Here is a 14,296-nt window from a genome sequence, read left to right as displayed (position 1 = left end):
ATGGGGTTCATAATGTTCGATTTATTTTGTCCGGATTTGCGGGCAAAGTAAGCCTGTTTATGTTAAAAATATATTAAGCAAGCATTAACGTATTGAAAAGCAACCCCATTTGGTTGCGATTTATTTAATTTAGCTTACTATATATTTCGTTAATTAAAATTAACAAAACAAATCGAAACTAAAAACAATAAAACAAATCAACAAGAAATATTTTTAAATTGAATGTTTAAACAGACAAAAATATTGATGATCGTAAGAATAATGGAATAATTAAATTATGCCTAAGCAAAGCTAATAAAGGATTTGGTGCTATTTATTGAGGAAAAATAAGCCAATAATAAAATAAATTATCAGCCCAACGGCATCGCGTAATAATTTTATTACAAGGCCTATCTTCAAGAGAAGTAATAGAGCAACAAAACGAAACATCGGCTTGTAACATTTATATGTCAGTCAAAACCGAAAGATAAAGAAACATAACTAACCTGCCTTTGCGTACTCAAATACATGCTTCATGTAAAGTTTACGTAAAGAGAATGTCCGTTCGAGTGCTATTAAGATAATAACCGGAAATATTAAAAATTCTACCAGATTAAAGGTGTAGAAAAAGAACGCGAAAATTAAAATCAGCCTAAAGCATTCTAAATAATAAATCCACCTTCTCTGCTCCAAAAGTGCTCCGATGTTGATTAATGTAACCAAGATAAAAATAAGTATTGCGGCTTTATTGAATGGTGTTAAAGCGCTGTAAAATAAAGTAGTGCCTGTAAGCATTACAACGACCCCGATTAACTGTATGTTTAAATAGGTTTTAAACTTAGGTTTAGCGAGATCCTGTTTTTTATGTTGAAAGTAACGTTCTTCTAAAATCGGCCTGATATTCTGATCCATTAAAGCAGGACTACCAAAAACAGCATCCCACTTGGCCTTAAATCCATTTGCACGCCTGTATGCCTCTCCTATTTCTAAATAGTAATGAAAATGCTGCCAAAGGAAACTGTAGCTTTTAATAGGATGAGTTAAGCCGTATTTAGGTGCTTCTTCTTCAGCCTGGAAAGTACCGAATAGTTTATCCCAAAAAACAAAAACATCGCCGTAGTTTTTATCCAGGTATTTTTCGTCAGAAGCATGATGAACGCCATGTAAAGAAGGCGTAATGAATATGTTTTCCAACCAGCCCAGTTTGCCGATTAATTGCGTATGTGTAAAAAAAGAATAGGCACCATGGGCCAACAGTATGGTAATGATCATATTAGGATGAAAACCAATTAGTGGTAATACGCACCAAAACACATTACGGAAAATAGCTTGGATAGTTGTAATTCTTGCAGCTGCAGATAAATTAAATTCTTCGCTCTGGTGATGAACGATGTGTGCAGCCCACAAAAAGTTAATTTCGTGGCCTAGCCTGTGGTACCAGTACCAAACAAGATCGGTTGAGAGCAATAGTAATATCCACACATACCATTTAGCAGAAATATCGAAAATAGCATAGTGCACATACACCCAATCGTAAACCTGGTAAAAACTAGCAGCAATGAATAAATTCAATAACCTTTCGGCAATACCTACACTAAAATTTGCAACTGTACTCTCGTATTTAAAAATTTTCGCCTTCTTTTGGTGCTGAGCAATCTTAAATTCAATAAATACAAAAATAAAAAATGCTGGAATAGCAAAAGCAAGGTAATTCACCGTCATAACAATTTAGGTCTTTTTAAGTTTAACGGAACAAACTTAAATATATTCTATTAAATACATAGATTTTATAGAATATATTATTACACCTAAATTACTTCGATTTTGATTTATTATTTGCCGTTTTAATTTATTTGTAGAACTTAGAAATTATAAATACACCATTATGGCTACAAAGAAAAAAGCTGAACACAACAATATATTATCGATTGATATTGGCGGTACAAGTATAAAAACGGTTCTTTTGGATGAAAGTGGAAATATGCTTACCGAATATTTAAAAAGCAAAACCCCACCTGAAGCTACCCCTAAAGACATTCTTTCTGGTATTGTTGAATTGATTAAGCCCTTCCCCATCAGTTATAATCGTGTGTCGATCGGTTTTCCTGGTTACGTTAAAAACGGTATTGTTAAAACTGCTCCCAATCTGGCTAAAAATAAATGGACAGATGTTGATCTTGCCCAGCGCGTAGCCAACGAGTTAGGTAAATCAGTCCGTTTGGTAAATGATGCCGACCAACAGGGACTGGGTGTGGTTGAAGGCAAAGGCTTTGAAATTGTTTTTACGGTAGGTACAGGTTTTGGAACGGCTTTATTATTTGATGGAGAATTACTGCCCCATCTCGAACTGGCGCATTTCCCGATCAATAAAGAAGAAGACTATGATGATTATATCGGCAATAAGGCTTTCGAAAAAATCGGCGCCGAACGCTGGAACAAAAGACTTAAAAAAGTAATCGAAATCTATAAAACGGTTTTTAACTACGATACTTTATATATAGGAGGTGGTAATTCGAAACAGATCGATTTTAAACTCGAAGACAATATCAGGATCGTAACCAACCGGGATGGAATTAAAGGCGGTGCCAAGCTTTGGAAATTGGCCGATAAGTATAACATCTTTACGGTTGAACCTAAAAAATAATTGGTCTTTTATTACAATCTTTTAACAACAATAGCTGCAATATTAATTTGTAAACCCTAATTTTGGGTGCATTCTAAAAAATAAAAAATGGCAAGTAACGATTCGAAAAAATATAAATTGGGAATGATCGGTTTAGGCACTATGGGCCGCAACCTATTATTGAATATGGCTGATAAAGGTTTCTCGGTAACCGGTTACGACAAGGACCGCAAGATGATCTCAAAGCTTGAAGAAGAAGGCAAAAAGCATAATTTAGAAGGGTTTGATGATATTGAAAGCTTTATTGCAAGTTTACAAACACCCCGTACACTGATTTTGCTAGTACCTGCCGGACCAATTGTAGATAGTGTTATTGCAGAATTAAAACCTCTTTTAAGCAAAGGCGATATCATTATCGATAGCGGTAACTCTCACTTTACCGATACGAACCGCCGTGTAGATGAGTTAGAAAAAGACGGATTGCATTTCTTCGGAATGGGCATTTCGGGCGGCGAAGAAGGTGCACGTTTTGGCCCTAGTATGATGCCGGGTGGCGATAAACAAGCTTACAATGTGGTAAAAGATGTTTTCGATGCTGTAGCCGCAAAAGTAGGCACCGATCCATGTGTAACTTATATTGGTCCAGGCGCTTCTGGTCACTTCGTTAAAATGGTGCATAATGGTATCGAATATGCCATTATGGAGCTTATTGCTGAAGTTTACGGTATCCTTAAAAATGGCTTAGGTTATTCTAACAACGACATATATAAAGTATTCAAAAAATGGAACGAAGGTAGACTGCAATCTTTCTTATTGGAAATTACAGCCGAAATCTTCCTGTTTAAAGATACTGAAACACAAAATGATCTTTTAGATCAGATTAAAGACGAAGCACGATCAAAAGGCACAGGAAAATGGACATCAGAGGTTTCGATGGAACTTCAGTTACCGGTACCAACCATTAACGAAGCTGTTTCCAACCGCGATTTATCTAAATTTAAAGCCCTAAGGGTTTCTTTAGAAGAGGCTTTTGGTAAAAAAGATGCCAAAATCGACATCACCGTTGATGAACTGGAAGATGCATTTTACTTCTCGATGATTAGTGCTTATGCACAGGGTATGCATCTATTGGTTCAAGCCTCGAAAGAATATAAATACGATCTGCAACTGCAGGAAATTGCCAAAATCTGGCGTGGTGGCTGTATCATCAGGGCTAAATTTTTAGAAAATATTTACCAGGCCTACGAGAAAAACCATTCGTTGGAGCATTTATTTGGCGATGCAGGTATTCAGAACATCATTAAAAGCACTTTGGCAGGCACACGTAAAACCATCTGTGCATCTATCGCTTCGGGTTTAGGTATCCCTGCTTTTGCATCTACCCTAACCTATTTCGATACCATTACCACAGGGCGTATGCCTTCCAACCTTATCCAGGCACAAAGAGATTTCTTTGGTGCACACACTTTTGAGCGCATAGATAAAGAAGGTATTTTCCATGCTGATTGGAATAAATTATCATAACCTATTTGATTCACGAACAACAAGATAAAATGAAAACCAAAACTGCATTAAACCCTACCATTTTTGTCATATTTGGTGGAACAGGTGATTTAAACAAAAGAAAGTTAGCACCTGCCCTATACAACTTATTTATAGAGGGTTACATGCCAAATAAATTTGCCGTTATTGGTACAGGTAGAACCGAGTTTACCGACGATAGTTATAAAGTTGCTCTGGAAGATGCCGTAAATCAGTTTTCGCGTAGCGGAAAAGTAAAAAAAGATAAATGGGACGATTTTGCAAAGACGATGAACTACTGTCCTACCGATTTTGCCCAGCCAAAAACTTTCGAAAACCTAAAAGCAGCTGTAGAAAAATATCAAAAAGAATTTGGAGCGGGTACACAGGTAATTTTTTACTTGGCAGTTGCACCTAATTTCTTCCCGATTATTGCTGAATGTTTGCAGAAATATAAACTTACGCAAGACGAAGACAATAGCCGTATCGTTATTGAGAAGCCTTTCGGTCATGATTTAGAATCGGCAAAAGAGCTGAATACATTGTTGAGCACCATTTTTACCGAAAAACAGATCTATCGTATTGATCATTATTTAGGTAAAGAAACCGTACAAAACATGATGGCTTTCCGTTTTGCCAATGCATTGTTCGAACCATTATGGAACAGGTCTTATATAGACCACGTTCAAATTTCGGTAACCGAGCAGTTAGGTGTGGGCGACCGTGGAGGTTACTATGAAGGTTCTGGTGCATTGAGAGATATGATCCAGAATCACCTCTTGCAATTACTTTGTTTAGTTGGAATGGAAGCGCCAATTAATTTTGATGCCGATGAAATCAGAAACCGTAAAGTTGAGGTTTTAAGAGCGATGCGTCCTTTCTCTGCAGAAGATATCCGTTTTCATACCGTTCGTGGTCAATACAGTAAAGGTTGGGTTGAAGGCAAGGAAGTTCCTGGATACCGCCAGGAAAAAGGTGTTGATGCACATTCTAATACCGAAACTTTTGCTGCAGTTAAATTCCATATCGATAACTGGAGGTGGCAAGGTATTCCTTTCTATTTAAGGACAGGAAAACGCTTAAACCAAACTTCATCATTAATTACCATTCAGTTTAGAGATGTTCCACATCAGATTTTCTCGTCTGGTGTAACCGAAAACTGGCAACAGAACAGGTTAGTTATCAGCATACAGCCAGAAATGAGTATCCGCATGCAGGTACAGGCCAAAAGACCTGGATTAGACATGGTTTTAAATCCTGTTGATATGGTGTTCGATTATAAAGGAACTTATGAGGGAGATACACCTGAAGCATACGAAACCTTATTACTGGATGCTATGATGGGTGATCAGACCTTGTTTATGCGCGGCGATCAGGTAGAAGCAGCATGGGAGTTGGTTATGCCAATTTTAAATACATGGGAAAGCAAAAAATCAATCAATTTCCCTAACTACCCTGCCGATAGCTGGGGACCAGAAGAGGCTGAAGCACTTATTGCGAGAGATGGTTTCCACTGGTTTAACTTACCGTTAAAGAATAAGGAATAAATTTTTACCCAGTCATCACCCTGAACCGAGCTTTAGCGAGCTCACCGAAGGTAATTTATTTCAGGGTCTTATCAAGATAGATGCTGAAATAAATTCAGCATGACGAATTTTATTATTGACAGAATGAATCTACTCATATATAAAACATTAGAAGAGCTAAACCAGGATCTGGCAGATTATGTAATCAAGATTGCGGAAATGTCTATCGAAGAAAACGACCGTTTTAACTTCGTACTTACAGGTGGTAGTTCTCCTAAAGTGCTATACCATTTTCTTGCTACCGAAGGTCAGCACAGAATTGATTGGGAAAAGGTATATTTCTTCTTTGGCGATGAACGTAACGTTCCAGCTAATGATGATAATTACAACGGACTAATGGCTAAAAAAACGATTTTAGATCCGCTAGGCATCAAAGAAGATCACATTTTTTACGTAGATACTACTTTGGCACCAGAAAAAGCGGCTATTGAATATAAAAAAGCAATAGATAAGCATTTTAATGGCGAAGACATCGTTTTCGATCTAATCCTTTTGGGTATGGGAGATGATGCACATACTGCCTCTATTTTTCCGCACACTACTTTGGTTAAAGATGAAGAAGTAAATGTAGGAGCAGTTTATGTAGAAAAACTGGATACTTACCGGATTAGCTTTACTGCACCATTAATTAATAAAGCAGATAATGTTGCCTTTTTGGTGTTTGGAGAGAATAAAGCTGAAGCGCTGAAACATGTCATTGGCGATACGGAAAAAAATGTCGATTTGTATCCTTCTCAGTTAATCGATCCTATTGATGGGAAATTAACCTGGTTTACAGATGAGGCTGCAACAAAATTACTGGAAGATTAAGATGATGATGTCTGAAGATAAACATTTATCAGACTTTTTAAACGGAAAAACGGAATACACCTTAGGGTTATTCCGTTTTTTTATTGATCAATTATCCCAGCTTGGAGAAATTAATCTGCGGCCCACAAAATCTATGATTGCAATTGAATCAAAAACAGGGTTCGCATATATTACGCAATTGGGTAAAAATTTTATTCATGTGGTTATTCCTTTCAACCAACCATATGAAGACAATCTTTGTTTCACTAAGATTGCGCAAGTACCAGGAACGAATCAATTTAACCACCATTTGAGGATTTATTTCAGGGAGGATATTAATGACGAGGTGAAAGGTTTTTTGAAAATGGCGATGACCTGATGCATTTTTAACCGCAAAGTTTACTAGTAACGGCACCGGGCTGTGGGATACTTCCATCCAACGCCAAATTCGTCATTTCAACTGCAGCGCAGCGAACGGAGAAAACTATCATGAAAGTAGCGTGATTTAATCCAGCTTCTCCTCTATCAACAATTTAATAATCCCATCAGCCATTCCCACTTTTGGTACATAAATCTGTTTTATACCGGTCCACTTCATTAAGGTTAAATAAATCTCACAAGCAGGGATAATTACATCTGCCCGATCGGGGTTTAAGCCCAGTGTATTAATCCTTTCTTTCAATGAATAACTGGTTAATTTATTATACATCGAATTTAGTTTCTGCAACGATAAAGGTGCATTTTCTTTCTCATCCGACATACGGAAAAGTTTATTGATATTGCCGCCTGTACCTATGCCAGCTAAATGTTTATAGGCTTTTGTATGCTCTTTTACCCAATCTTTCATCTCTTCCCAGGTTTCTTCTTTATCCTGGTTGTCGAGCATCCTGATTGTACCAATATTGAAGGATCTTGATGCTTCTGGAGCCCCCTTTACAAAAACAGACAATTCGGTACTACCTCCTCCAACATCAATGTACAGATAATTTTTATTTTCGTCTAACTCTTCTTCTATATGGTTGGCATAAATAATATTTGCCTCCCGCTGCCCTTCAATAATCTCTAAGGTAATGTCAGCTTCCTTTTTAATCAGCTTAACAATGTCTTCTCCATTATGGGCCTCGCGCATGGCAGAGGTTGCACAAGCTAAATATTCCGAAACATGATAAACATCCATCAGGTTTTTAAAAGCGGTCATAGTTTTAACCAGATCTGCAGATTTTTTTTCAGAAATATATTGATCTAAGAATGCATCATCTCCCAATCGGAGCGGCACGCGTATCAGGGTATTCTTTTTGTATTTATATTTTCCGTCTTGTTTGCTAATGTCGGCAATGAGTAACCTCACCGCATTCGAACCGATATCTATAGCTGCGTATCTTAACATTATGATTGATGTTTGGTTTTTAAATAGTTATAAATATCTACCTGTGCCCTTATTTTTTTACTTAATCTGTTTTTATGATATTTATTATTGTTTAAGGCGTTAATTTGCCTCGATTTGGTATTATCCTGTAGTTGTAGGTCGATAATGTCTTGTATCTCCTGTTTAACATCATGATCAAGGACGGGAAAACCTACTTCTACTCGGTGTTCGAAATTTCTGCTCATTAAATCGGCAGATGATAAATACATATCATTTTTACCGTTATTACCAAAGATGTAGACCCTGGCATGCTCCAAAAATTTATCGATAATACTTATGGCGGTAATATTTTCACTAAAACCCTTTACACCGGGAACCAAACAGCAGATACCGCGGATAATCAGCTGAATTTTAACCCCAGCATTGCTTGCATCGTAAAGTTTGGCAATAATGCCTTCATCCGCTAAGCTGTTTACCTTTAACATGATGTAGGCAAGCTTGCCCTGTTTGGCATTTCTAATTTCACGGTTGATAAAATTAACCAGTTTTGAGCGGCTCTCCAATGGCGAAACAATCAGGTGCTTGAAACCCTTGGTTACAGTACGTTTGCTTAACGCATCAAAAAGCTTTACCAGATCGTTGGTGATTTCTTTCTTGGCGGTGAAAATACTATGGTCGCAGTATAAACCTGCAGTTTTCTCATTAAAGTTTCCTGTTGCTAAGTTTGCATAGTATACAGGTTTATCTTTTTCAATCCGCTTAACCAGGCAAATTTTAGAGTGTACTTTATAATCGGTTAAACCGTAATTTACTTTAACCCCTTCTTCCATTAAGCGAGTGGTCCAGTAAATATTGGCCTGTTCGTCAAAACGGGCTTTAAGCTCTAATAAAACAGAAACAGCTTTACCATTTTTGGCCGCGTTAATTAAGGCATTAATTACTTTCGAGTTTTCGGCTAACCGATATAAGGTAATCTGTATTTCAGTTACTTTCGGATCAATTGCAGCCTCACGCAAGAACAAAATAATGTAATCGTACGATTGGTAGGGTAAATTCACCAAATAATCTCGCTCAGCAACTTTATTAAACATGCTTTGGGTTCTATGCAAATCGTGAACCTTTAGCGGTACATTAGGTGCATATTCCAATTCCTTTTTACCCACATTTGGGAAGGCAATAAAATCGCCAAATTTATGGTAACGGTTACCCGGAATTAAACTTTCAGCTTCCAACTTAAGTTTATTCACCAGCACAGTAAGCATGTTCAAGGGCATGGCCGAATCGTAAAGTAAACGCATTGGTTTCCCTTTTTTGCGCTTCTCTAAACTGTTTTTTAAATCATCAATAAACTTATCATTAATATTTTTATCAATATCCAATTCGGCATCCCGGGTTAACTGGATCGAATAAGCTTCTAAATTATCGTATGTAAAAACATAAAATATATCGTCTAAACAATACCTAATGATATCTTCGGCTAAAATTATAAATTTTAGATCGTTTGTTTCGGGCAGAACTAAAAAACGTGGTAAATTAGGCGGGATTTCAATAAGTGCATATTTCTCTTTAACTTTTGTATCCTTTTTAGAAAGTTTAACAAAAAAGTAAAGGTATCGGTCTTTCAGTTCTGGAAAGGGTTTATCCATATCCAGCATAATCGGAACCAGATTAGATAAAATCTTATCCCTGAAATGATTTTTAACAAACTCGCCCCTGCTTACATTCAGTTGCGTATCATTTAAAATAAAAATCCTGTTTTGAGCAAGTTCGTTTATTAAAGTAGCCTGAAAAAGCTGGTCGAATTTTCTTTCCTGCTTTACAACAATATTTTTAATCTCATTCAAGATTTTCTTTGGATTAAATCCCAAAAGCGCTTTTGCCTTATCGTTCAGATTGGTTAACCTGGTCATGGTGGCTACCCTTACCCGATAAAACTCTTCTAAATTTGAAGAAAATATAGATAGAAATTTAATCCGTTCAATCAGCGGAACTGTTTCGTCGGCAGCTTCTTGCAGTACACGTTCGTTAAAGTAAAGCCAACTGATTTCGCGGTTAAAAAATGGAATCTTCTTATTGCTCATTTAAAAAAATAAAAAATCCCTGCCAAAACAGGGATGCTCAAAACTGCACATTAATTTGTTAAATTGCTGTTAATTCATTTGCATATTAACGTTAACAAATTTATTTTTTAGTTGGTGTCTTCGTTTCTTTCTTAACTGCGGGCGTAGCTTTAGCGACTGTTTTTTTAACAACTGTTGCTGCTTTTGCAGGAGCAGCGGCCGGAGCTACAGCCTTTTTAACCGTTGTAGCAGCCTTTGCAGGTACTTTACTTGCCGTGGTTGCCGCTTTTTTAACAACTGTAGTGGCTTCCTTTACTGCTTCTTTTGCCTTGGCAACTGGTTTTGCCAATACTTTTTCTGCTTTTTCTTCTGTTTCTATAGCCGCAACTTTAATGCTTTGCACTACTGGCTTAGCTTTTGCAACCGCTTTTTTAACCACTTTTTGGGCAGATTTTTCAGACTTAGCCACGGCTTTGTCAACTGGTTTTTTAGCTGCTTTTGCCTTTTCTTTTGATGACTGTAGCAAATCATCAATTTTTTGTCCCACATCAGCTTTAACGATGGTAAATTTCTTGGTTAATTTTTTAGCCACCCGTTTACTCGCCTTACCCACCTCCGTACTAATTTCTGATACATCATGACCTAAACTTTTAATCACATCTAAGAACTTATCCGTGATAGATTGCTCCAGTTGTTTTTTAGCTTCTTTCTTTGTAATCTTTTTTTGAGACTTCGGTTTAGTGGTTTTCATATTATTTTTCGTTTTTTTGTGAAGATGGATTAATTTCTATTAAATCTACTTATTTTTTTACTTTAAAGCTAAAACCATGCCTTCTTTTGATATTGTAAGTAAAGTTGATGCACAAACGTTAGACAACGCCATTAACAATGCTAAAAAAGAAATCCTTAACCGATTCGATTTTAATGGTTCGAAAAGTACGATCGATCTGGATAAAAAAACAAATGTAGTAACTATTGTTACTGAAGACGATATGCGCCTGAAAGCTATAGAAGGTTCCATCATCTCACGGATGATGAAACAGAATTTAGATCCGAAAAGTTTAAATTTTGGCGATGAACATCAGGCCTCTGGCAACATGATCAGAAAAGAAATCAGTATTAAAGAAGGATTAGATAAAGAAGCAGCGAAAAAAGTAGTGGCGAAAATAAAAGCTAGCGGATTAAAAGTTCAACCTTCCATTATGGATGATCAGGTTCGGGTTACCGCAAAGAAAATTGATGATTTACAGGCTGTGATCAGCCTATGTAGAAATGAAGATTTTGATCAGCCATTGCAGTTTATTAATATGCGTAATTAGCTTAATCGGTTAAACTGTTGAAATCGGTTAATTGTTAGATCATTCTTCACAATTAACCGATTAACCAATTTAAACAATTAACCAATATCAACTATGGAAATCAGCGAAAACGGATTTATATTCTCTGATAAAAAAGAGCTTTTAAATTTCGAAGCCATACATCATTATTTAAGTGCCGAATCGTATTGGGCCAAAGGTATTCCGCTCGCTACTGTAAAACGTTCTATAGAAAATTCGCTTTGTTTTGGTATTTATAAAGACCAGGAACAAGTGGGCTTTGCACGTTGGGTAACAGATAAAGCTACATTTGCATGGCTTTGCGATGTTTATATTAAAGAAAGCTACCGTGGTTTAGGCTTGTCGAAGAAACTAATGTCTTTTATGATTTTTCATCCAGATTTACAAGGTCTTAGGCGTTATCAACTAGCTACCTTGGATGCACATGGCTTGTATGCACAATTTGGTTTTTCGCCTATACAAAACCCTGAAAATCAAATGGGAATAGTGATTCCTAATATCTACACCCAAGATTCGGAATAGATTAAAAAAAAACTTTTTCCAGCACTCTTGTTTTTAATGTAAAGCATAGAGAAAACATGAAAAAGATATTTTTATTCTTCCCCGTTATTGCTTTAGCGCTTTCTTTTCAATCTTGTCAAACGGCTGATAAAAAATCGGCCACTACAAAAGACAGCGTTTCTGGCGATACTACCATGGTAAACGGTAACCACATTGTCGGTTCCGAGAGTACCGAGTCGGGTATTGATGAGGCGGGTGCAACTTTTTTAAGAAAGGCAGCTGTTGGTGGTATAATGGAAGTTGAAGCTGCTAAGATTGCAGCTAAAAATGCAAAAAGCGCCGAAGTGAAAGATTTCGCAGCTAAAATGCTTGCTGACCATACCAAAGCCAATACAGAGTTAAAAGCGTTGGCTATAAAAAAGAAAGTGATTACTCCAGATGTCTTGCCTGCTGATGAGCAGATCCATTTGGATGGGATGAAAAAAATGACAGGCGCAGCATTTGATAAACATTATATGGATATGATGGTTACCGATCATGAAAAAACAATTGCATTGTTTAAAATCGGTATACAAAATCGTGATCAGGCCATAAAGACCTGGGCAAGTAATACTTTGAAGGTAATCGAATTGCACAATGAAACAGCCAAAAAGATTGTTGTTGATGTGAAATAATGGCAAGTTTTGCTTAGCGATCAAAATGTGTGAAAAACATTATTTTTGATACAATTTCTTCTTATTAAAGAAATTAAAATTAATTTTCGCCGTTAAATACAAAAATACATCAATGAATAGGAGTAGAATTTTTAGTGCGCTTTTAAGTGTTGCGCTCATTAGTGCAGTACCAACTTTAGCCAATGCACAAAAAATGAATTGGCAAAACCTTGATCTTAAAACCGATAGTACATTCGGCATCAGTACCGAAAAAGCATACAAAGAGCTTTTAAAGGGAAAAAAATCTGTTAAGGTTATCGTTGCCGTTAATGACGGCGGCGTAGAAGCCACTCATGAAGATTTAAAACGGATAATGTGGGTAAATACCAAAGAAATAGCTGGAAATGGAAAAGATGATGATAAAAACGGCTATATCGACGATATCAATGGCTGGAACTTTATTGGTGGGCCAAAAGAATCTATCAATTTTGAAACGCTAGAGTTAACACGCTTAGTTCGTCGTGATCAAGACCGTTTTGCCAATACTACCGATGCAAATGTTGCAGAAAAAGATAAAAAGGACTTTGCCGTATTTAAAGCAGAGAGAGCTGATTTAGAAAAACAACTGGCAGAAGCCAAAGAAAATCTTGCAGGTTTAATGGGTTTCAAAGCCGCATTAGATGCAGTGGTAAAAAAAATTGGCAAACAAAATCCAACTATTGAAGACTTTAAAAATTTTAAACCAGTTACCGATGTTGATGCCCGGGTACAAGGCGTTGTAATTGGGGAATTAGGAAAAAATAACTTTAAAGATTTTTATGAAGAGCAGATTACGGAAGGATTTGATTATTATAACCGACAGGTTAATTACAATTTAAATCTCGATTATGATCCGCGCGCTATTGTTGGTGATGATCCGAACAATGTTAACGAGAAATTTTATGGTAATAATGACGTTGCAGGTCCTGATGCTATGCACGGTACGCACGTAGCAGGTATTATTGCAGCGGATAGGACCAACAAACTTGGTATTTTAGGTGTGGCCGATAATGTGGCTATTATGGGTGTTCGTTGTACACCAAATGGTGATGAAAGAGATAAAGATGTGGCAAACGGAATCCGTTATGCGGTTGATAATGGAGCCAAAGTAATTAATATGAGTTTTGGTAAAGCTTATAGCTGGGATAAATCCGTTGTTAACGAAGCAATGAAATATGCAGCATCTAAAGATGTCCTGATCGTTCAGGCTGCAGGTAACGAAAACAAAAATATTGATGTGGAAAATAATTTTCCTAATCATAAAGATTTAGATGAAAAAACCATTGCCTCATGGATAACCGTTGGTGCGTCTGGTTCTAAAGATGATGAAACACTTAAAGCCAGTTTTTCTAATTACGGCAAAACGCAGGTAGATGTTTTTGCCCCAGGAGTTAAAATTTATTCAACAGTGCCTGGTTCTAAATACAAAAACTTAGATGGAACCAGTATGGCATCTCCTGTTGTAGCTGGTTTAGCCGGATTAATCCGCTCTTATTACCCAAAATTATCTGCTGCTCAGGTGAAAGAAATTATTGTTAAATCGGTAACGAAGGTTAATCATAATGTAGAATACGCTAAAAGTGAAGAACCTGGCGCAGAAAAAATTTCTGTTCCTTTCTCTGATCTTTGTATAAGTGGTGGTATTGTGAATGCTTATAATGCATTAAAATTAGCGGCAACTTACTCGGGTAAAGCTGTAGCTAAATAATTATTGTTTTGTTGTTCCGAGCAACAAATAAAAATGCGTCCTATTATAAAATTGGGACGCATTTTTTGTTTTGGGTATTTGGAGAATAAGCTATACTATTATAATTGTCATTCTGTCCAAAGGACTCCTACGGA

Annotated in this window: 13 protein-coding genes; 9 read left to right on the top strand and 4 right to left on the bottom strand. The window is 36.7% G+C overall.

The window, feature by feature from the left end; translation table 11 throughout:
• Positions 1-480: 480 nt before the first annotated feature.
• The gene (locus tag HDC90_RS11880; protein ID WP_184466600.1) at positions 481-1,701 is read right to left on the bottom strand and encodes a sterol desaturase family protein; all 1,221 of its coding nucleotides are present in this window, start codon (positions 1,699-1,701) and stop codon (positions 481-483) included.
• 163 nt (positions 1,702-1,864) lie between these two features.
• On the opposite strand from HDC90_RS11880, the gene HDC90_RS11875 reads away from it, so the two are divergent.
• The 5 genes from HDC90_RS11875 (at position 1,865) to HDC90_RS11855 (ending at position 6,877) form a co-directional block, all read left to right on the top strand.
• Positions 1,865-2,623, top strand: coding sequence for an ROK family protein (locus HDC90_RS11875; RefSeq protein WP_184466598.1), 759 nt, complete (start codon positions 1,865-1,867; stop codon positions 2,621-2,623).
• An 87-nt stretch (positions 2,624-2,710) separates the two neighbouring features.
• Positions 2,711-4,126 (top strand): NADP-dependent phosphogluconate dehydrogenase, encoded by a 1,416-nt coding sequence (gene gndA / locus HDC90_RS11870; protein WP_184466596.1) that lies wholly within the window; start codon positions 2,711-2,713, stop codon positions 4,124-4,126.
• Positions 4,127-4,155: 29 nt separating this feature from the next.
• Positions 4,156-5,670 (top strand): glucose-6-phosphate dehydrogenase, encoded by a 1,515-nt coding sequence (zwf, locus tag HDC90_RS11865; protein ID WP_184466594.1) that lies wholly within the window; start codon positions 4,156-4,158, stop codon positions 5,668-5,670.
• A gap of 123 nt (positions 5,671-5,793) precedes the next feature.
• Positions 5,794-6,519, top strand: coding sequence for a 6-phosphogluconolactonase (gene pgl / locus HDC90_RS11860; RefSeq protein WP_184466592.1), 726 nt, complete (start codon positions 5,794-5,796; stop codon positions 6,517-6,519).
• A 7-nt stretch (positions 6,520-6,526) separates the two neighbouring features.
• A complete protein-coding gene (locus HDC90_RS11855; RefSeq protein ID WP_184466590.1) occupies positions 6,527-6,877 on the top strand; it encodes a DUF5655 domain-containing protein in 351 nt (116 codons plus the stop codon).
• A gap of 126 nt (positions 6,878-7,003) precedes the next feature.
• Here the strand turns inward: HDC90_RS11855 and HDC90_RS11850 are convergent, their stop codons facing one another.
• From HDC90_RS11850 to HDC90_RS11840, 3 genes are all read right to left on the bottom strand, one after another.
• Positions 7,004-7,885, bottom strand: a complete 882-nt coding sequence (locus HDC90_RS11850) for an exopolyphosphatase (RefSeq protein ID WP_184466588.1) — start codon at positions 7,883-7,885, stop codon at positions 7,004-7,006.
• Complete coding sequence (ppk1, locus tag HDC90_RS11845) at positions 7,885-9,945, bottom strand: polyphosphate kinase 1 (protein WP_184466586.1); 2,061 nt, start codon at positions 9,943-9,945, stop codon at positions 7,885-7,887. Before ppk1 ends, HDC90_RS11850 begins: the two co-directional genes overlap by 1 nt.
• 100 nt (positions 9,946-10,045) lie before the next feature.
• Entirely contained in the window at positions 10,046-10,675 is a 630-nt protein-coding gene (locus HDC90_RS11840) for a hypothetical protein (RefSeq protein WP_184466584.1), read from the bottom strand.
• A gap of 76 nt (positions 10,676-10,751) precedes the next feature.
• On the opposite strand from HDC90_RS11840, the gene HDC90_RS11835 reads away from it, so the two are divergent.
• The 4 genes from HDC90_RS11835 (at position 10,752) to HDC90_RS11820 (ending at position 14,162) form a co-directional block, all read left to right on the top strand.
• Positions 10,752-11,243 carry a YajQ family cyclic di-GMP-binding protein gene (locus tag HDC90_RS11835; RefSeq protein WP_147228813.1) on the top strand — a complete coding sequence of 164 codons (492 nt, stop codon included), beginning with the start codon at positions 10,752-10,754 and terminating at the stop codon, positions 11,241-11,243.
• Positions 11,244-11,336: 93 nt separating this feature from the next.
• Complete coding sequence (locus tag HDC90_RS11830; RefSeq protein ID WP_184466582.1) at positions 11,337-11,783, top strand: GNAT family N-acetyltransferase; 447 nt, start codon at positions 11,337-11,339, stop codon at positions 11,781-11,783.
• A gap of 56 nt (positions 11,784-11,839) precedes the next feature.
• On the top strand, positions 11,840-12,436 hold the full coding sequence (locus HDC90_RS11825; RefSeq protein WP_184466580.1) for a DUF4142 domain-containing protein: 597 nt from the start codon (positions 11,840-11,842) through the stop codon (positions 12,434-12,436).
• 112 nt (positions 12,437-12,548) lie between these two features.
• Positions 12,549-14,162 (top strand): S8 family peptidase, encoded by a 1,614-nt coding sequence (locus HDC90_RS11820; RefSeq protein ID WP_184466578.1) that lies wholly within the window; start codon positions 12,549-12,551, stop codon positions 14,160-14,162.
• Positions 14,163-14,296 lie beyond the last annotated feature (134 nt).

Origin of the sequence: Pedobacter sp. AK013, assembly GCF_014205835.1 — a bacterium.
GTDB lineage: Bacteria > Bacteroidota > Bacteroidia > Sphingobacteriales > Sphingobacteriaceae > Pedobacter.
Note: the sequence above shows the minus strand (reverse complement) of the source record. Positions and strands in the feature narration are given on the sequence as shown.

What these genes read in the sequence shown, in the direction of transcription:
- HDC90_RS11820 (WP_184466578.1), top strand. Translation starts at nt 12,549, where the DNA reads ATGAATAGGAGTAGAATTTTTAGTGCGCTTTTAAGTGTTGCGCTCATT.
- HDC90_RS11855 (WP_184466590.1), top strand. Translation starts at nt 6,527, where the DNA reads ATGTCTGAAGATAAACATTTATCAGACTTTTTAAACGGAAAAACGGAA.
- zwf (WP_184466594.1), top strand. Translation starts at nt 4,156, where the DNA reads ATGAAAACCAAAACTGCATTAAACCCTACCATTTTTGTCATATTTGGT.
- HDC90_RS11840 (WP_184466584.1), bottom strand. Translation starts at nt 10,675, where the DNA reads ATGAAAACCACTAAACCGAAGTCTCAAAAAAAGATTACAAAGAAAGAA.
- HDC90_RS11850 (WP_184466588.1), bottom strand. Translation starts at nt 7,885, where the DNA reads ATGTTAAGATACGCAGCTATAGATATCGGTTCGAATGCGGTGAGGTTA.
- gndA (WP_184466596.1), top strand. Translation starts at nt 2,711, where the DNA reads ATGGCAAGTAACGATTCGAAAAAATATAAATTGGGAATGATCGGTTTA.
- HDC90_RS11880 (WP_184466600.1), bottom strand. Translation starts at nt 1,701, where the DNA reads ATGACGGTGAATTACCTTGCTTTTGCTATTCCAGCATTTTTTATTTTT.
- HDC90_RS11875 (WP_184466598.1), top strand. Translation starts at nt 1,865, where the DNA reads ATGGCTACAAAGAAAAAAGCTGAACACAACAATATATTATCGATTGAT.
- HDC90_RS11830 (WP_184466582.1), top strand. Translation starts at nt 11,337, where the DNA reads ATGGAAATCAGCGAAAACGGATTTATATTCTCTGATAAAAAAGAGCTT.
- ppk1 (WP_184466586.1), bottom strand. Translation starts at nt 9,945, where the DNA reads ATGAGCAATAAGAAGATTCCATTTTTTAACCGCGAAATCAGTTGGCTT.
- HDC90_RS11825 (WP_184466580.1), top strand. Translation starts at nt 11,840, where the DNA reads ATGAAAAAGATATTTTTATTCTTCCCCGTTATTGCTTTAGCGCTTTCT.
- HDC90_RS11835 (WP_147228813.1), top strand. Translation starts at nt 10,752, where the DNA reads ATGCCTTCTTTTGATATTGTAAGTAAAGTTGATGCACAAACGTTAGAC.
- pgl (WP_184466592.1), top strand. Translation starts at nt 5,794, where the DNA reads ATGAATCTACTCATATATAAAACATTAGAAGAGCTAAACCAGGATCTG.